Origin of the sequence: Streptomyces sp. NPDC059649 (assembly GCF_042734445.1) — a bacterium.
Lineage (GTDB): Bacteria > Actinomycetota > Actinomycetes > Streptomycetales > Streptomycetaceae > Streptomyces.
Window position 1 is genome coordinate 181,340 of record NZ_JBHWDV010000006.1, and the last position, 15,764, is coordinate 197,103.

General features: G+C 69.9%; 7 protein-coding genes, 1 tRNA gene and 1 rRNA gene. 2 read left to right on the plus strand and 7 right to left on the minus strand.

Annotation, left to right across the window (positions count from 1 at the left end; genetic code table 11):
- Positions 1-34: 34 nt before the first annotated feature.
- From ACFV1J_RS11460 to ACFV1J_RS11475, 4 genes are all read right to left on the minus strand, one after another.
- Positions 35-838, minus strand: coding sequence for a helix-turn-helix domain-containing protein (locus ACFV1J_RS11460; RefSeq protein ID WP_385857082.1), 804 nt, complete (start codon positions 836-838; stop codon positions 35-37).
- Positions 839-1,063: 225 nt separating this feature from the next.
- A complete protein-coding gene (locus tag ACFV1J_RS11465; RefSeq protein WP_385857083.1) occupies positions 1,064-3,847 on the minus strand; it encodes a DNA translocase FtsK in 2,784 nt (927 codons plus the stop codon).
- 114 nt (positions 3,848-3,961) lie between these two features.
- Positions 3,962-4,621, minus strand: coding sequence for a two-component system response regulator (locus tag ACFV1J_RS11470; RefSeq protein ID WP_385857084.1), 660 nt, complete (start codon positions 4,619-4,621; stop codon positions 3,962-3,964).
- A 256-nt stretch (positions 4,622-4,877) separates the two neighbouring features.
- Positions 4,878-10,382 (minus strand): HAMP domain-containing protein, encoded by a 5,505-nt coding sequence (locus tag ACFV1J_RS11475; RefSeq protein ID WP_385857085.1) that lies wholly within the window; start codon positions 10,380-10,382, stop codon positions 4,878-4,880.
- Positions 10,383-10,688: 306 nt separating this feature from the next.
- Here ACFV1J_RS11475 and ACFV1J_RS11480 point away from each other — a divergent pair, with 306 nt between their 5' ends.
- A complete protein-coding gene (locus tag ACFV1J_RS11480; RefSeq protein WP_385857102.1) occupies positions 10,689-13,334 on the plus strand; it encodes a SpoIIE family protein phosphatase in 2,646 nt (881 codons plus the stop codon).
- Positions 13,335-13,478: 144 nt separating this feature from the next.
- Positions 13,479-14,486 (plus strand): YncE family protein, encoded by a 1,008-nt coding sequence (locus ACFV1J_RS11485; protein WP_385857086.1) that lies wholly within the window; start codon positions 13,479-13,481, stop codon positions 14,484-14,486.
- Between the two features lie 84 nt (positions 14,487-14,570).
- On the opposite strand, the gene ACFV1J_RS11490 is transcribed toward ACFV1J_RS11485, so the two are convergent.
- The 3 genes from ACFV1J_RS11490 to rrf form a co-directional block, all read right to left on the minus strand.
- Positions 14,571-14,643, minus strand: a tRNA-Thr gene (locus ACFV1J_RS11490).
- A gap of 59 nt (positions 14,644-14,702) precedes the next feature.
- Complete coding sequence (locus ACFV1J_RS11495) at positions 14,703-15,380, minus strand: DegT/DnrJ/EryC1/StrS family aminotransferase (RefSeq protein ID WP_385857087.1); 678 nt, start codon at positions 15,378-15,380, stop codon at positions 14,703-14,705.
- Positions 15,381-15,496: 116 nt separating this feature from the next.
- Positions 15,497-15,613, minus strand: a 5S ribosomal RNA gene (gene rrf / locus ACFV1J_RS11500).
- Positions 15,614-15,764: the final 151 nt, after the last annotated feature.

The following is a 15,764-nucleotide window of genomic DNA, read 5'->3' on the forward strand; positions in this document are numbered from 1 at the left end:
GGCCGGGCGGCGGACGCGGTCGGGAACGCGGCGGTCAGCCCGCCTGGGGGTCCCCCGGCGTGTAGCTGAGCCGCTCGACGGGCCCCTTCTCACCGATCTCCTTGACCTCTTTGCCGTTGACGTACAGCTGTACGACCGGCGCGTTGCCGAGGACCAGGTCGATCCGCTTCTTGTCGGTGATCGTCTTGGACTCGCCCTGCTTGAGCAGGCTGTCCTCGAGCAGCTTGCCGTTGGCGTCCTTGGCGGAGACCCAGCTCTGGCCGTCCTTGGCAGTGATCTTGATCGTCACCTTGTCCTTCGGCAGCCCGGCGACCGCGCTGTCGGACGGCTCGGGCAGCGGCGGCTTGATCGTCGAGGGATGGCGGGTGGGCGCCGGCGCGGGCTTGGCGTGCGAGTCGGAGGCGATCGGACTCCGGTCGCTCTTGTCGCCGCCGGTGAAGAGCGTGAAGCCGGCGAAACCGACCACGGCGACGATCGCCGCGACCATCGCCGCCGTCCAGTTCGGCCGGCGCGGATCGGAGCGGATCCGGTCGGCCTCGTAGATCGGGGCGGCCAGATCGGTCGGCGTCGGCCGGCCGCCGTGCTCGGCGTCGAAATGCGCGACCAGCGGACCGGGGTCGAGCGAGACGGCACGGGCGAGCGCTCTGATGTGCCCCCGGGCGTAGACGTCACCGCCGCAGCGCGAGAAATCGTCCTGTTCGATCGCGTGCACGATGGGGATGCGGACCCGTGTCGTCGTACTGACCTCTTCGACGGTCAGTCCCGCGGCGACACGGGCCTGCTGGAGGGCGCGACCGACGGAAGGCCGGTCTGCTTCGGGGGAGTTGCCGATGGACACGGGCGGCGCCTTTCGAGCGTGTAGCCACCTGCTGGAAGTTCAGTCTAGGGGTGGGGCGAAAGGGTCGGGCAAGCGGGAGAGCGCGGTTTGTACGCCATCGGAACGCCCGCGGGGGTGCCATGCGGGTTGATGATGAAGCATCGTTCCCTCGCCTCCCTCAACTTGACGTGTCGGCAGGAGAAACGGTTGCTTGCGTCTCCCGTAAGGGTGACCCGGATGTGCGTGCTACTCCGTAGCCTCCCCCCGGATCACCGCCAGCACTCCGTCCAGTTCATCAGGCTTCACAAGAACGTCACGAGCCTTGGAACCCTCGCTGGGCCCGACGACGTTGCGTGACTCCATCAGGTCCATCAGCCGGCCCGCCTTCGCGAAGCCCACCCGCAGCTTGCGCTGGAGCATCGACGTCGACCCGAACTGAGTGGAAACCACCAGCTCAGCGGCCTGACACAGCAGGTCGAGGTCATCGCCGATGTCCTCGTCGATCTCCTTCTTCTGCTTGCTGCCCACGGTGACGTCGTCCCGGAAGACCGGGGCCATCTGGTCCTTGCAGTGCTTGACCACGGCATGGACCTCGGCCTCGGTGACGAACGCGCCCTGCATACGGGTCGGCTTGTTCGCGCCCATCGGCAGGAACAGTCCGTCGCCCTTGCCGATCAGCTTCTCGGCGCCCGGCTGGTCCAGGATGACCCGGCTGTCGGCCAGCGAGGACGTGGCGAACGCCAGCCGGGAGGGCACATTGGCCTTGATCAGGCCGGTCACGACGTCGACGGACGGCCGCTGGGTGGCGAGCACCAGATGGATGCCGGCGGCCCGGGCGAGCTGGGTGATGCGGACGATGGAGTCCTCCACGTCCCGCGGCGCGACCATCATCAGGTCCGCCAGCTCGTCGACGATCACCAGCAGGTACGGGTAGGGCGCCAGCTCCCGCTCGCTGCCCTCGGGCGCGCTGATCCGGCCGTGCCGCACCGCCTCGTTGAAGTCGTCGATGTGCCGGAAGCCGTAGGCCGCCAGGTCGTCGTAGCGCAGGTCCATCTCCCGCACCACCCACTGCAGCGCCTCGGCGGCCCGCTTGGGGTTGGTGATGATCGGCGTGATCAGGTGCGGGATGCCCTCGTAGGCGGTCAGCTCGACCCGCTTGGGGTCGACCAGCACCATCCGGACGTCCTCCGGGGTGGCGCGCATCATCACCGAGGTGATCAGACAGTTGATGCAGGACGACTTGCCGGAGCCGGTGGCGCCGGCGACCAGCATGTGCGGCATCTTCGCCAGCGAGTGCATGACGTACCCGCCCTCGACGTCCTTGCCGAAGGCCACCAGCATCGGGTCGTCGTCCTCGGCGGACTCCGCCAGCCGCAGCACGTCGCCGAGGTTGACCATCTCGCGGTCGGTGTTGGGGATCTCGATGCCGACCGCGGACTTGCCCGGGATCGGGCTGATGATCCGGACGTCGGGACTGGCCACCGCGTACGCGATGTTCTTCGCCAGCGCGGTGATCTTCTCGACCTTGACGGCGGGGCCCAGCTCGATCTCGTAGCGGGTGACCGTCGGGCCGCGGGTGAAACCGGTGACCGCGGCGTCGACCTTGAACTCCTGGAAGACCGTGGTCAGCGCGGTCACTATGGCGTCGTTGGCGGCACTGCGGGTCTTGCCCGGCCCACCCCGCTCGAGCAGGTCCAGCGACGGCAGCGCATAGGTGATGTCCCCGGACAGCTGGAGCTGCTCGGCGCGCGGCGGCAGCTCGCCGGACGGCTCGGGCGGGGCCTTGGTGAAGTCCGGTACGGCCGCGAGGGGCGGCTCGGCGGCCGGCGACCGCTCCGGCTCCGGCTCGGCGCCGCGGGCCGGCGGGACCGTACCGCTCTCCTCCGCGGTGTCCGGGCCGTCGTGCTCGCGGTGCTCGGTCGAGATGCCGCTGCTGAGCCCGGCCACCAGCGGGGAGGGCTGGACGCCGTGCAGCACCGCGCCGTCCAGCGCCGCGGCGGCCGCGGCGGCCACGTCCACCGCGTCCATCTGCCGGTCCGCGGCGGGCTGCACCGAGCTCCGGCGCGGCCGGCGCCGCTTGGCCAGCGCGGCTTCCTCCAGGGCCTCCGGGTCGGCCGGGGCGGGCGCCGCGGAGGTACGGCGGCGCGGGCTGCGCGCGGGCTGCGCGCGCCAGTCCTCGGCGTACTCCTCGTCCTCGTCGAAGTCCGCGCCGTCCTCGACGGGGTGCACCACGCCCAGCCGCACACCGAGCGCCCGCAGCCGCTGCGGGATGGCGTTGACCGGGGTCGCGGTGACCACCAGCAGCCCGAAGACGGTCAGCAGCGCCAGCAGCGCCACGGCCAGGGTCTGGCCGACGGTGAAGATCAGCGGCTTGGAGGCGACCCATCCGAGGTAGCCGCCGGCGTCCTGTATGGCCGCGAAGCCGTCGCCGCGGCCCGGCGAGCCACAGGCCATCGCGACCTGCCCGAGGACGCCGACGACCAGCGCCGACAGCCCGATGACGATCCGTCCGTTGGCCTCCGGCTGCTCCGGGTGCCGGATGAGCCGCACCGCGATGCCGCCGAGCAGTATCGGGACGACCAGGTCGAGACGGCCGAACGCGCCGGTCACCAGCAGCTCGACGAGGTCACCGACCGGGCCGGAGAGGTTCGACCAGGTGCCGGCCGCGATCACCAGCGCCAGACCGAGCAGGCCGAGGGCCAGACCGTCCTTGCGGTGCGCCGGGTCGAGGTTCTTCGCGCCGCGGCCCATCCCGCGGAAGACCGCCCCGATGGCGTGCGCGATCCCCAGCCAGCAGGCGCGGACGAGGCGGTACACCCCGCCGGTCGGGGACGGTGCCGGTCTGGGCGGGGCCTTCTTTGCGGGCGCCTTCTTGGCCGGGGCCTTCTTCGCCGCGGCCTTCTTGGCGGGCGGTTTCGCGGGCGCCTTCTTCGCTGCGGTCTTCTTGGCCGCGCCCCCGGACCGTCCGGCGCGCTGCTTCGAGGGGCCCGCCGTGCTCTGGGTTCCCTTGCCGGACGTACGTGAGGCCATGGCGACGAGATTACAGGCGATCGCGGGCATGACACGAGCGCACGGCCCTTCACCCATCCGTGTCGCGCGCCCGCCTCATGAAGGGGCGTCAGCCGCCCGGCAGCCGCCCCGCGGTCACGCCGTGGTGGCTCCGGCTCCCGGTTCCAGGGCGTCCAGTGCCCGGCGCAGCCCGGTCAGTTTGCGCTCCAGATGGGCCGCGGTGGCCACCGCGGCGGCGTCCGCGGTCTCGTCCAGCTGCTTGGACAGCGCCTCCGCCTGCTCCTCGACCGCGGCCAGCCGCGCGGACAGCTCGGCGAGCAGCCCCGCGGACTCCTTCGCCTCGTCGGCGCTGGGCCGGCCGCCCTCCAGCTGCAGCCTCAGCAGGGAGGCCTGCTCCCGCAGTTGGCAGTTCTTCATGTACAGCTCGACGAAGACCGAGACCTTCGCGCGCAGCACCCACGGGTCGAACGGCTTGGAGATGTAGTCCACCGCGCCGGCCGCGTAGCCGCGGAAGGTGTGGTGCGGGCCGTGGTTGATGGCCGTGAGGAAGATGATCGGGATGTCACGGGTGCGCTCACGCCGCTTGATGTGCGCGGCGGTCTCGAAACCGTCCATGCCCGGCATCTGCACATCGAGCAGAATCACCGCGAAGTCGTCCGTGAGCAGTGCTTTGAGCGCTTCCTCCCCGGACGATGCCCGCACCAGTGTCTGATCGAGCGCAGAGAGGATCGCCTCCAGCGCCAGCAGATTCTCCGGCCGGTCATCGACCAGGAGGATCTTGGCCTTCTGCACCATGGCCCGTCCTCCTCGCCCCGGCAGTGAACCGGACGCCGCCCCAGGGGACGACTCCGTCATGCCGCCCGTCCTTGTGCCGGTCATGGTAGCTGCACCCCGCCTGTCGCCACACCCTGTCACCGCGATGTCACTGTGCACGTAGCAGAAACGCAGACAGAGACGAGAAGGTTCCCCGGATCCGGGTCCTCCACACGTCCGCTGCCACACTCCGTCAGCACGCGATGATCCTCATTCCGGCTCCATATTGGACGCCCGCTCACTCCGCGCGCATCCATTGCTCCATGACCAACAGCAGATGGTCGGTGTCCACCGGCTTCGTCACATAGTCGGAGGCCCCGGAGTCGATGCTCTTCTCCCGGTCGCCCTTCATGGCCTTCGCGGTCAGCGCGATGATGGGCAGCCCGGCGAACTGCGGCATCCGGCGGATCGCCGCGGTGGTCGCATAGCCGTCCATCTCCGGCATCATGATGTCCATCAGCACCAGCACGATGTCGTCGTGCTGCTCCAGGACCTCGATGCCCTCCCGGCCGTTCTCCGCGTACAGCACCGACAGCCCGTGCTGTTCCAGGACGCTGGTGAGCGCGAAGACGTTGCGGATGTCGTCGTCGACGATCAGCACCTTCTCGCCGTGGAAGCCGCCCTCGAAGCCCTGCTCGACGAGGTCCTGGCCGTTGCCCAGCCAGGGCTCCTCGGCGGCCGGCCGCTCCGGCTGGGCGGGCGCCTGCGTGAGGGGCTGCGGCGGCCCGGACGGCTGCTGGCCCGGCAGCGCGAACCGCCGCTGCGACCCGGAAATCGCCCGCCGGCGGCGCCGGTTGAGGCTGCCGCCGGTCGCCTCCCGGCGCGGCAGCTCCTCCGCCTCCTGCCTCCCGGCCTCCGTCTCGCGCGCCTCCGCGTCCATCGCCAGCCCGCCGGCGACCAGCTGCGGGTAGCCCTGCGGCGGCAGCCCGCCCGGGTTGTGCGGCAGGTAGAGCGTGAAGGTGGAGCCGCGGTTGGGCTCGCTCTGGGCGTGGATCTCGCCGCCCAGCAGGCGGGCGATCTCCCGGCTGATGGACAGGCCCAGACCGGTACCGCCGTACTTGCGGCTGGTCGTGCCGTCCGCCTGCTTGAACGCCTCGAAGATGACCCGCATCTTGCTGGACGCGATGCCGATGCCGGTGTCGGTCACGGAGAACGCGATCATCTCGGCGTCCGGGTCACGCAACGAACCGTGCTCCAGCAGCTGTTCGCGGATGGCCACCGGGACGTCCGCGCCGGCCGGCCGGATCACCAGCTCGACCGCGCCGGTGTCGGTGAACTTCACCGCGTTGGACAGCAGGTTGCGCAGCACCTGCAGCAGCCGCTGCTCGTCGGTGTGCAGCGTGGCCGGCAGCTCCGGCGAGACCCGTACGGAGAAGTCGAGTCCCTTCTCCGCGGTCAGCGGCCGGAAGGTGGCCTCGACGTAGTCGACGAGCTGGACCAGCGCGATCCGCGTCGGGCTGACGTCCATCTTGCCGGCCTCGACCTTCGACAGGTCCAGGATGTCGTTGATCAGCTGGAGCAGGTCGCTGCCCGCGCCGTGGATCGTCTCGGCGAACTCGACCTGCTTCGGGGAGAGGTTCCCCTCGGCGTTGTCGGCCAGCAACTTGGCCAGGATCAGCAGCGAGTTGAGCGGCGTGCGCAGCTCGTGCGACATGTTGGCCAGGAATTCCGACTTGTAGCGCATCGAGACCGCGAGCTGCTCGGCGCGCTCCTCCAGGACCTGCCGGGCCTCCTCGATCTCGGTGTTCTTCACCTCGATGTCGCGGTTCTGCGCCCGCAGCTGCTCGGCCTTCTCCTCCAGTTCGGTGTTGGACAGCTCCAGCGCCTTCTGCCGGCTCTCCAACTCCGCCGAACGTTCGCGGAGTTGCTCGGTCAGCTCCTGCGACTGCTTGAGCAGCACCTCGGTCTTGGTGTTGACGGAGATGGTGTTGACGCTGGTCGCGATCATCTCCGCGATCTGGTTGAGGAAGTCCTTCTGGATCTGGGTGAACGGCTGGAACGACGCCAGCTCGATCACGCCGAGCACCTTGTCCTCGAACAGCACCGGCAGCACGATCACATTCGCCGGCGGCGCCTCGCCCAGCCCCGAGGCGATCTTGAGGTAGCCGGAGGGCACGTTCTCCACCAGGATCGTGCGCTTCTCCTCCGCGGCCGTGCCGATCAGCGTCTCGCCGGGCTTGAAGGTGGTGGGCATGTTGCCCCCGGTGTAGCCGTACGAGCCCATCAGCCGCAGCTCGTACTCGCCCGACTCACCGCCGTCCGCGCCGATCTCCTGGCTGTCCGGCTGCGCCGCCAGGAAGAACGCGCCGTGCTGGGCGGAGACCGCGGGCGACAGCTCGCTCATGATGAGCGTGGCGACGTCCTTGAGGTCGCGCCGGCCCTGCATCAGAGCGGAGATCCGGGCGAGGTTGCCCTTGAGCCAGTCCTGCTCCTCGTTGGCGAGGGTGGTCTCGCGGAGCGTGGCGATCATGGTGTTGACGTTGTCCTGGAGCTCCAGGATCTCGCCGGCCGCGTCCACGTCGATCCGGACGTTGTGGTCGCCGAGGGTGACCGCCGCGGCGACCGCGGCGATGGCGCGCACCTGCCGGGTCAGGTTGCCGGCCATCTCGTTCACCGACTCGGTCAGGTCCCGCCAGGTGCCGGCCACGCCCCGCACCTGCGCCTGACCGCCCAGCTGGCCCTCCGTACCCACTTCGCGGGCCACCCTGGTGACCTGCTCGGCGAAGGACGACAGCTGGTCGACCATGGTGTTGATGGTGGTCTTCAGCGCGAGGATCTCGCCGCGCGCATCGATGTCGATCTTCTTGGTCAGATCGCCCTTGGCGATGGCGGTGGTGACCATCGCGATGTTGCGGACCTGGCCGGTCAGGTTGTTGGCCATCGAGTTCACGGACTCGGTGAGGTCCTTCCACGTCCCGGCGACGCCGGGGACCCGGGCCTGACCGCCCAGGATGCCGTCGGTGCCCACCTCACGGGCCACCCGCGTGACCTCGTCGGCGAACGACGACAGCGTCGTGACCATCGTGTTGACCGTGTCGGCGAGCTGAGCGACCTCGCCGCGCGCCTCGACCGTGACCTTCTTCGTCAGGTCACCGTTGGCGACCGCCGCGGAGACCTGCGAGATGTTCCGCACCTGGATGGTCAGGTTGTTGGCCATCAGGTTGACGTTGTCGCTGAGGTCCTTCCAGATGCCGGTGACGCCCGGAACCCTTGCCTGGCCGCCCAGTTGGCCTTCCGTACCGACCTCACGGGCGACCCGGGTCACCTGCTCCGCGAACAGCGACAGCTGGTCGACCATCGTGTTGACGGTCGTGACCAGTTCGAGGATCTCGCCCTTGGCGTCGACGGTGATCTTCTTCGACAGGTCACCGCGGGCGACCGCGGTCGTCACCTCACCGATGTTGCGCACCTGCGACGTCAGGTTGTTCGCCATGAAGTTGACGGACTGGGTGAGGTCCTTCCACGTACCGCTGACGCCCTGCACCTCGGCCTGGCCGCCCAGGATGCCCTCGGTGCCCACCTCGCGGGCGACCCGGGTGACCTGCTCCGCGAAGGACGAGAGCTGGTCGACCATGGTGTTCAGGGTGTTCTTCAGCTCCAGGATCTCGCCCCGGGCGTCCACGTCGATCTTCTGCGACAGATCACCGCGCGCGACGGCCGTGGCGACCTGCGCGATGTTGCGCACCTGGGCCGTGAGGTTGCCGGCCATGCCGTTCACGGAGTCGGTCAGATCGCGCCAGACACCGGCCACACCGGGCACCTGTGCCTGACCGCCCAGCCGGCCGTCCGTACCGACCTCCCGGGCGACCCGGGTGACCTGCTCGGCGAACGCGGAGAGCTGGTCGACCATCGTGTTGATGGTGCTCTTCAGCTCCAGGATCTCGCCGCGCGCATCGACGTCGATCTTCTGCGACAGGTCACCGCGCGCCACCGCCGTCGTCACCTGGGCGATCTGCCGCACCTGCGAGGTGAGGTTGCCCGCCATGAAGTTGACGGAGTCGGTGAGCTCCTTCCAGGTGCCGCTGACGCCGTCCACCCGGGCCTGACCGCCCAGCCGGCCCTCCGTACCGACGTCCCTGGCCATCCGCGTCACCTGGTCGGCGAACGACGACAGCTGGTCCACCATGGTGTTCACGGTGTTCTTCAGCTGGAGCATCTCGCCGGAGACGTCGACGGTGACCTTCTGCGACAGATCGCCGTTGGCGACCGCGGTGGTCACCTGCGCGATGTTGCGCACCTGACCGGTGAGGTTGCGGAACGCGGTGTTGACGGAGTCCGTGAGGTCCTTCCACGTCCCCGCCGCGCCGGGCACCGCGGCCTGGCCGCCCAGCTCACCCTCGACGCCGATCTCCCGTGCCACCCGCGTCACTTCGGCACCGAAGGAGGAGAGCTGGTCCACCATCGTGTTGACGGTGTTCTTCAACTCCAGCATTTCCCCGGCCACATCGACGGTGACCTTCTGCGACAGATCGCCGTTGGCGACCGCCGTCGTCACCTGTGCGATGTCCCGCACCTGGGCCGTCAGGTTCCGGAAGGCGTTGTTCACCGAATCGGTGAGGTCCTTCCACGTGCCCGCCGCACCCGGAACCTGCGCCTGCCCGCCGAGCTGCCCCTCGGCCCCGACCTCGTTCGCCACCCGCGTCACTTCGTCCGCGAAGGTACGCAGCGTTTCGGTCATGGTGTTGATCGTGTCGGCGAGCTGAGCGACCTCGCCGCGTGCGCTGACCGTCACCTTCTGCGACAGGTCACCGTTGGCCACGGCCGTGGTGACCTGCGCGATCCCGCGCACCTGGGCGGTGAGGTTGCCGGCCATGAGGTTGACCGAATCCGTCAGGTCCTTCCACACCCCGGCCACACCGGGGACCTGGGCCTGACCGCCGAGCTCGCCCTCCGTACCGACCTCACGGGCGACCCGGGTCACCTCGGAGGCGAACGAGGACAGCTGGTCCACCATCGTGTTGACGGTGTTCTTCAGCTCCAGCATCTCGCCGGCGACATGGACCGTCACCTTGCGCGACAGATCACCCTTGGCGACGGCCGTGGTGACCAGCGCGATGTCCCGCACCTGGGCGGTCAGCCGGGACGCCATGGTGTTGACGGAATCCGTGAGGTCCTTCCACGAACCCGACATACCGCGCACCCGCGCCTGGCCGCCGAGCTTGCCCTCCGTGCCGACCTCACTGGCCACCCGCGTGACCTCGTCGGTGAACGCGGAGAGCTGGTCCACCAGGCCGTTGACCGTCCGGCCGACCTTCAGGAATTCACCGCGCAGGGGATGCTCCGAAGAGCTGTCCGAACTGCGCGAGCGCAGATCCATGCGCTGTTCCAGATCGCCTTCGGACACCGCCGAGAGCACCCGGCCGACCTCGGAAACCGGCCGCACCAGGTCGTCGACCAGCGCATTCGAGGCGTCGATGGCCGCGGCCCAGGAGCCTTCGGCGGCGCCGACCTCCAGCCGCTCGGTGAGTTTTCCCTCACGTCCGACGACCCGGCGCACGCGCGCCAGCTCGCCCGTCAGATGCAGATTGCGATCCGCAACCTCGTTGAAGACCGCCGCGATCTCCGACATGACGCCATCGCCGGAAACCGTGAGCCGCTTGCGGAAGTTCCCGTCCCGCATGGCGACCAGAGCGACCAACAGCCGATTCAGCGCAGCCGTATCCACCTCGGTCGTCCCGTTGTTCCGGGATCGTCCGCCTTTCGCGCGCGTGCTTGCGCCCCGCGCCGCTGCGCCAGACTCCACCGTGTCCCTCCCGCAGGGTCGACCGTTCTACCCGGGCTTTCTCTTGATACTTGCCCAGTGTTTCACCATGGCCCAACCAGGCCATAACAGTTCGGCAGCATCGCACACCGTCCCACGGCACGATTGGGGCGGAAACACACGTGACCGGCATCCTCGGCCGCGGCGAAGGTAAGTAACCTGGCATACGGCTGTCCACCCGGCCCGCGTGACCTCGCGTACGGGCGGTGGCACGAGCACACCAGGTAATTCCGGAGGGGCGCCGCGACCATGGGGGAGCAGATCACCGACACACGCATGAGGAGACCAGTGATCACCGCGCGGGCCGCCGCAACCTTCGAACCGGTCGGGCGCTCGGTCGCCACCGCCCGTGCGTTCGTCCGTGACACCCTCCAGGGCTGGGGTTGCGCCGACATCGTCGACGACGCCGTCGTCCTCACCAGCGAGCTGGTCACCAACGCCGTCGTGCACGCCGGCACCGCCGCGGACGTCCTGTGTCAGCGCAACGACGTCGGCGTCAAGATCTCCGTCGCCGACCGTTACCCCGAACGGGAAATTCCGCTCCAGAACGCCGGCCAGGTCATCGTCCACCCGGACCGCGAGGGCGGCCGCGGACTGCTCCTCTGCGGCGCCCTGGCCGCCCGCTGGGGCGTCGAATACACCGCCGCCCAGAAACACGTCTGGTTCCAGCTCGACCTCCCCGAGCGCCCCGCCGGCACCCGCTCCGCCGGCCCCGCCCTCCCCGTCGACGCCCTCCCGGTCACCGACGCCCGGGTCCGCGTCGCGGTGATCCAGATCGACCGCGGCGGCTGCATCAGCTTCTGGAACGAGGACGCCCAGGACCTCTTCGGCTACGACCCCGAACTGGTCATCGGCAAACCCCTCACCGACTTCGCCGCCTGGCCGCACACCCCCGGCACCGGCACCGGCATCGCCGAGGCGCTCCAGCTCTCCCGCTGGGAGGGCTCCTACGGCATGCGCGGCGCCGACGGCCGGGTCGTCCCCGTCTACGCCTCCCACCTGCGCGTCCGCGACGCCGACGGCGAGGCCTCCACGGTCTGCCTGCTGGTCCGCGACCACGAACGCGCGATCCTCCAGAGCCCCCAGCGCACCCCCGCCGGCGACAGCGCGACGCAGACCGCCCAGACCGCCCGGTCGACGGCCCACCCCTCCGACCCGTTCGAGGTCTTCATCGGCTCCCCTGCCCCCGATGACCTCGACGGCCTGCTCCAGCGCACCGTCGAACGCGCCCGCGACATGCTCGACGGCGACGCCGCCTACCTCCTGCTCGCCACCGACGACGAGACCGAACTCGAGGTCCGTGCCTCCACCGGTCTGCCCTCCGCCCGCCAGCGCTTCGCCCGCGTCCCCGTCGAGGCCGGCTCCGGACGCTACGGCTCCGCCCGGATGCCCGCCGTCCACGAAGACCTCACCGCCGTCCCCGGCGCCGTCCCGCTGCTCAGCGGCACCGGCATGCGCTCCGTCGTCACCGTCCCCCTCAAGGTCGAAGGACGGCTGACCGGCTCCCTCGGCGTGGCCGCCGAAAGCCCCGGCCGCTACACCAACGAAGAGGCCCTCCGCCTCCAGTTCGCCGCCGACCGCATCGCCCTCGCCGTCGAACGCGCCCGGCTGACCGAACTCGAAAAGCTCCGCCGCGGCTCGCTGTCGTTCCTCGTCGAGGCGTCCGACCTGCTCGCCGGCACCCTCGATCGCGACCAGACGCTGGCCCTGATGGCCCAGATGACGGTCCCCACCCTCGCCACCTGGTGCGCGGTCTACACCGTCGCCGACCAGGCCTCCGAACCGGAGCTGTCGTACGTCCTGCACGAGGACGAGGACCGCATCGACGGCCTGAAGACCCTCCTGATGAAGGTCGACCCGCCCGAGCCGGTCCCCACCCCCGGCGCCCGCGTCTGGACCGCCCCCAGCGACGCCGCCCATGACGCCGCGCTGCGCACCTCCATGCGCAGCCTGGGCCTGGGCCACGCCGCACGGCCCTCCAGCGGCCCCGGCGCCACCCTCGCCACCGCCGCCGCGGTCGGCGGCGAGACCGTCGTGCTCCCCCTCGTCGCCCGTAACCGCGTGATCGGCATGCTCACCCTCGGCAAGCCCACCGAGGAGCACTTCCGCCAGGAGATCCTCGAACTCGCCGAGGACCTCTCTCGCCGGGCCGCCCTCGCCCTGGACAACGCCCGCCTCTACTCCGAGCGCACGGCCATCAGCCAGTCCCTCCAGCGCAGCCTGCTGCCGCCGGAGCTGCCCGACATCGCCGGCGTCGAGGTCGAGGTCATCTACCGCGCGGCCGGCGAGGGCAACGAGGTCGGCGGCGACTTCTACGACCTCTTCCCGATCCGTGACGGCGCCTACGGCTTCGCCATCGGCGACGTCTGCGGCACCGGCCCGGAGGCCGCCGCCGTCACCGGCCTCGCCCGGCACGCCCTCCGCCTGCTCGCCCGCGAGGGCTTCGGCGGCCCCGCCGTCCTGGAACGCCTCAACGCCGCCATCCTCGACGAGGGCGCCCGCAGCCGCTTCCTGACCCTCCTCTACGGCGAGCTCTGGCCGCAGGACGACGGCAGCGCCCTCCTCAAGGTCGTCTGCGCCGGCCACCCCCTGCCGCTCCGGCTGCGCCAGGACGGCACGGTCGAACCGGCCGCCGAACCCCAGCCCCTGCTGGGCGTGATGGACGACCTCGAACTCTACGAGCAGACCGTCACCCTCGACCCGGGCGACGTCCTGCTGTGCGTCACCGACGGCGTCACGGAGCGCCGCGAGGGCTCCCGCATGCTCGGCGACGACGGCCTCACCGACGTCCTGACCACCTGCACGGGCCTGACCGCCGGCGCCGTCGCCGCCCGTGTGCTGCGCGCCGTGGAACGCTTCGCCGCCGAACCGGCCTCCGACGACATGGCCATCCTCGCCATGCGCGTTCCGGAGCCCCAGCGCCAGGCCGGCTGACCCCGGGGCGGGCCACCCTCCTGTGACCCGCCCCACACCCCCACGGTCGCCCGCCCTGGGCCACCAGCAACCTTGCGCGCCGTGCAAGGCACCTCTGACCGCCCTGCACTGGAGTCAACCTCCACGCCCGCGCACGATCGGCCCATGACCACCACCACCGGCGATCAGCTCGCCGTCATCAGCCAGACCGGCTCCACCGTCACCTTCCTCGACGCCACCGGCCACGAACTGCTCGCCGTCGTCGACGCGCCCCCACAGCCCCACGAACTCTGCTTCGACCCGGACCACCGGCTGTTGTACTGCTCCAGCACCTACCGCTCGGGCTACTACGACGCCAACGAAGGCCGCTCCCACGAGCTCACCGTCATCGACGTCGACACCCACACCGTCGTCACGACCCTCGACCTCCGTCCCGACCACGGCCCGCACGGCCTGGCCCTGGACCGCCGCCGGTCCCGCCTCTACGTCAGCGTCGAAGCCACCGACACCGAGCCCGGCGGTGTGCTGGTCCTCGACAGCCGCACCCACGCCCGCCTCGGCCGCATCCCCGCCATGGCACCCGGCCCGCACTGGCTCGTCGTCACCCCCGACGGCAGGCGCGGCTACACCACCAACAAGGAGGCCCCGTTCGTCTCCGTCCTCGACCTCGACCACGGCGTCTTCACCGACCGCATCCCGGTCCCCGGCAGCGAGGGCCTGGCCCTCACCCCCGACGGCCGCCGACTCATCGTCGCCACCCCCAAGGCCGACCCCGTCTCCCGCAACCAAGCCGAACCGGCCCTGCACATCATCGACACCACCACCGACGAGACCGTCCGCACCCTGCCCACCAAGGGCCACGTCATGCCCGTCCACCTCACCACCGACGGCACGCTCCTCACCGGCGCCCTGCGCCCGGACCCCGAGCCCGGCGTCCTGACCGTCCACGCCCCGGAAACCTTCACCCCGATCGGCGAGGTCGAGGTGGGTCGCTTCCCCCTCACCGTGACCTCCTCCCCCGACGGCCGCCGGGCCTACGTCTCCGGAAACGCCTGCGGCACCGTCACCGTCATCGACCTCCACACCCTGCAGACCGTGGCCACCCTCAGTCCCGAGCGCACCGGAATTTCCGGCGCACACGGCCTGGCCTATATCGAGGCCGCACAGAACTGAGGAGAACTGACGAACTGAGGCCCTCTCACCCGCCGTCAGATACGCCAAAGGCCCCCGCCATTCGGCGGGGGCCTTTGTCCCTTGAGCCCCAATACGGAATCGAACCGTAGACCTTCTCCTTACCATGGAGACGCTCTGCCGACTGAGCTATTGGGGCCGGCAACAGAAAGAATATTACCCCAACTCCGCGGCGTTCACGAACCGGCCCGGCCGCTCCTAAAACGCCGGCTGCAGCAATCCACCGAGCGCATTGCAGGCACTGACCATCTTCTGCAGCTCCCGCCGCGACATCCCGGCGTGCACCGGCAGCGCCAGGGTCTCGTCCACCGCCCGCTCGGTCTCCGGCAGGAACACGTCCCGCCGCAGCCCCGGCAGCCGGTACACCGGCGCCTGCACGGGCACCCGGCAGCCAACTCCCTTGGCCCGCAAGGTCCGCGCGAACGCGTCCCGGTCCGGCCGGCCGTTCCCCGGCACCCGCACCACGTACTGCGCGTAGAGGTGCCCCGACGCCGGCGCCGGCGTCCGGACCCCGTTCAGCCGGTCGTCCAGATATGCCGCATGTGCCCGGCGCTGCTCCGAACCCGCCGGATCCGCCCCGGCCTCGTCCTCCACCAGGACCAACAGCCCGTGCCGCTGCCCGACTTCACGCAGCCGTCCGACGTCCGCCGGTCGCCCGAACTTGTGGACCGCGACGACCGCCACCGTCTGGCTGGACACCACGTCGGCCACCGAGGCCGGATCCAGGCAGTAGCTGTCCGCATCCACCTCCGCGAACACCGGCACCGCGCCCAACTCCGCGACGGCCCGGGCCACTTCGACGTTGCCGTACGCCGGCACCACGACCTCGTCCCCGGCACGCACCCCGGCCGACTTGAGCGTTCCCACTGTCCGCATGACGGGGATCCTGGTCAGATGAGGTGAACGTCGAGTTACGCCCACCACCCGAAAATCAGAACAAAAAAGCTCCGGTCCCTGAACCACGAGGGTTCAGGGACCGGAGCTGAAGAATTGTTCGGCGGCGTCCTACTCTCCCACAGGGTCCCCCCTGCAGTACCATCGGCGCTGAAAGGCTTAGCTTCCGGGTTCGAAATGTAACCGGGCGTTTCCCTAACGCTATGACCACCGAAACACTATGAAGATAACCAACCGGAATCATGACTCAACGGTCGTTACTTCAGAACCTACACAGTGGACGCGAGCAACTGAGGACAAGCCCTCGGCCTATTAGTACCAGTCAACTCCACACCTTACGGCGCTTCCATATCTGGCCTATCAACC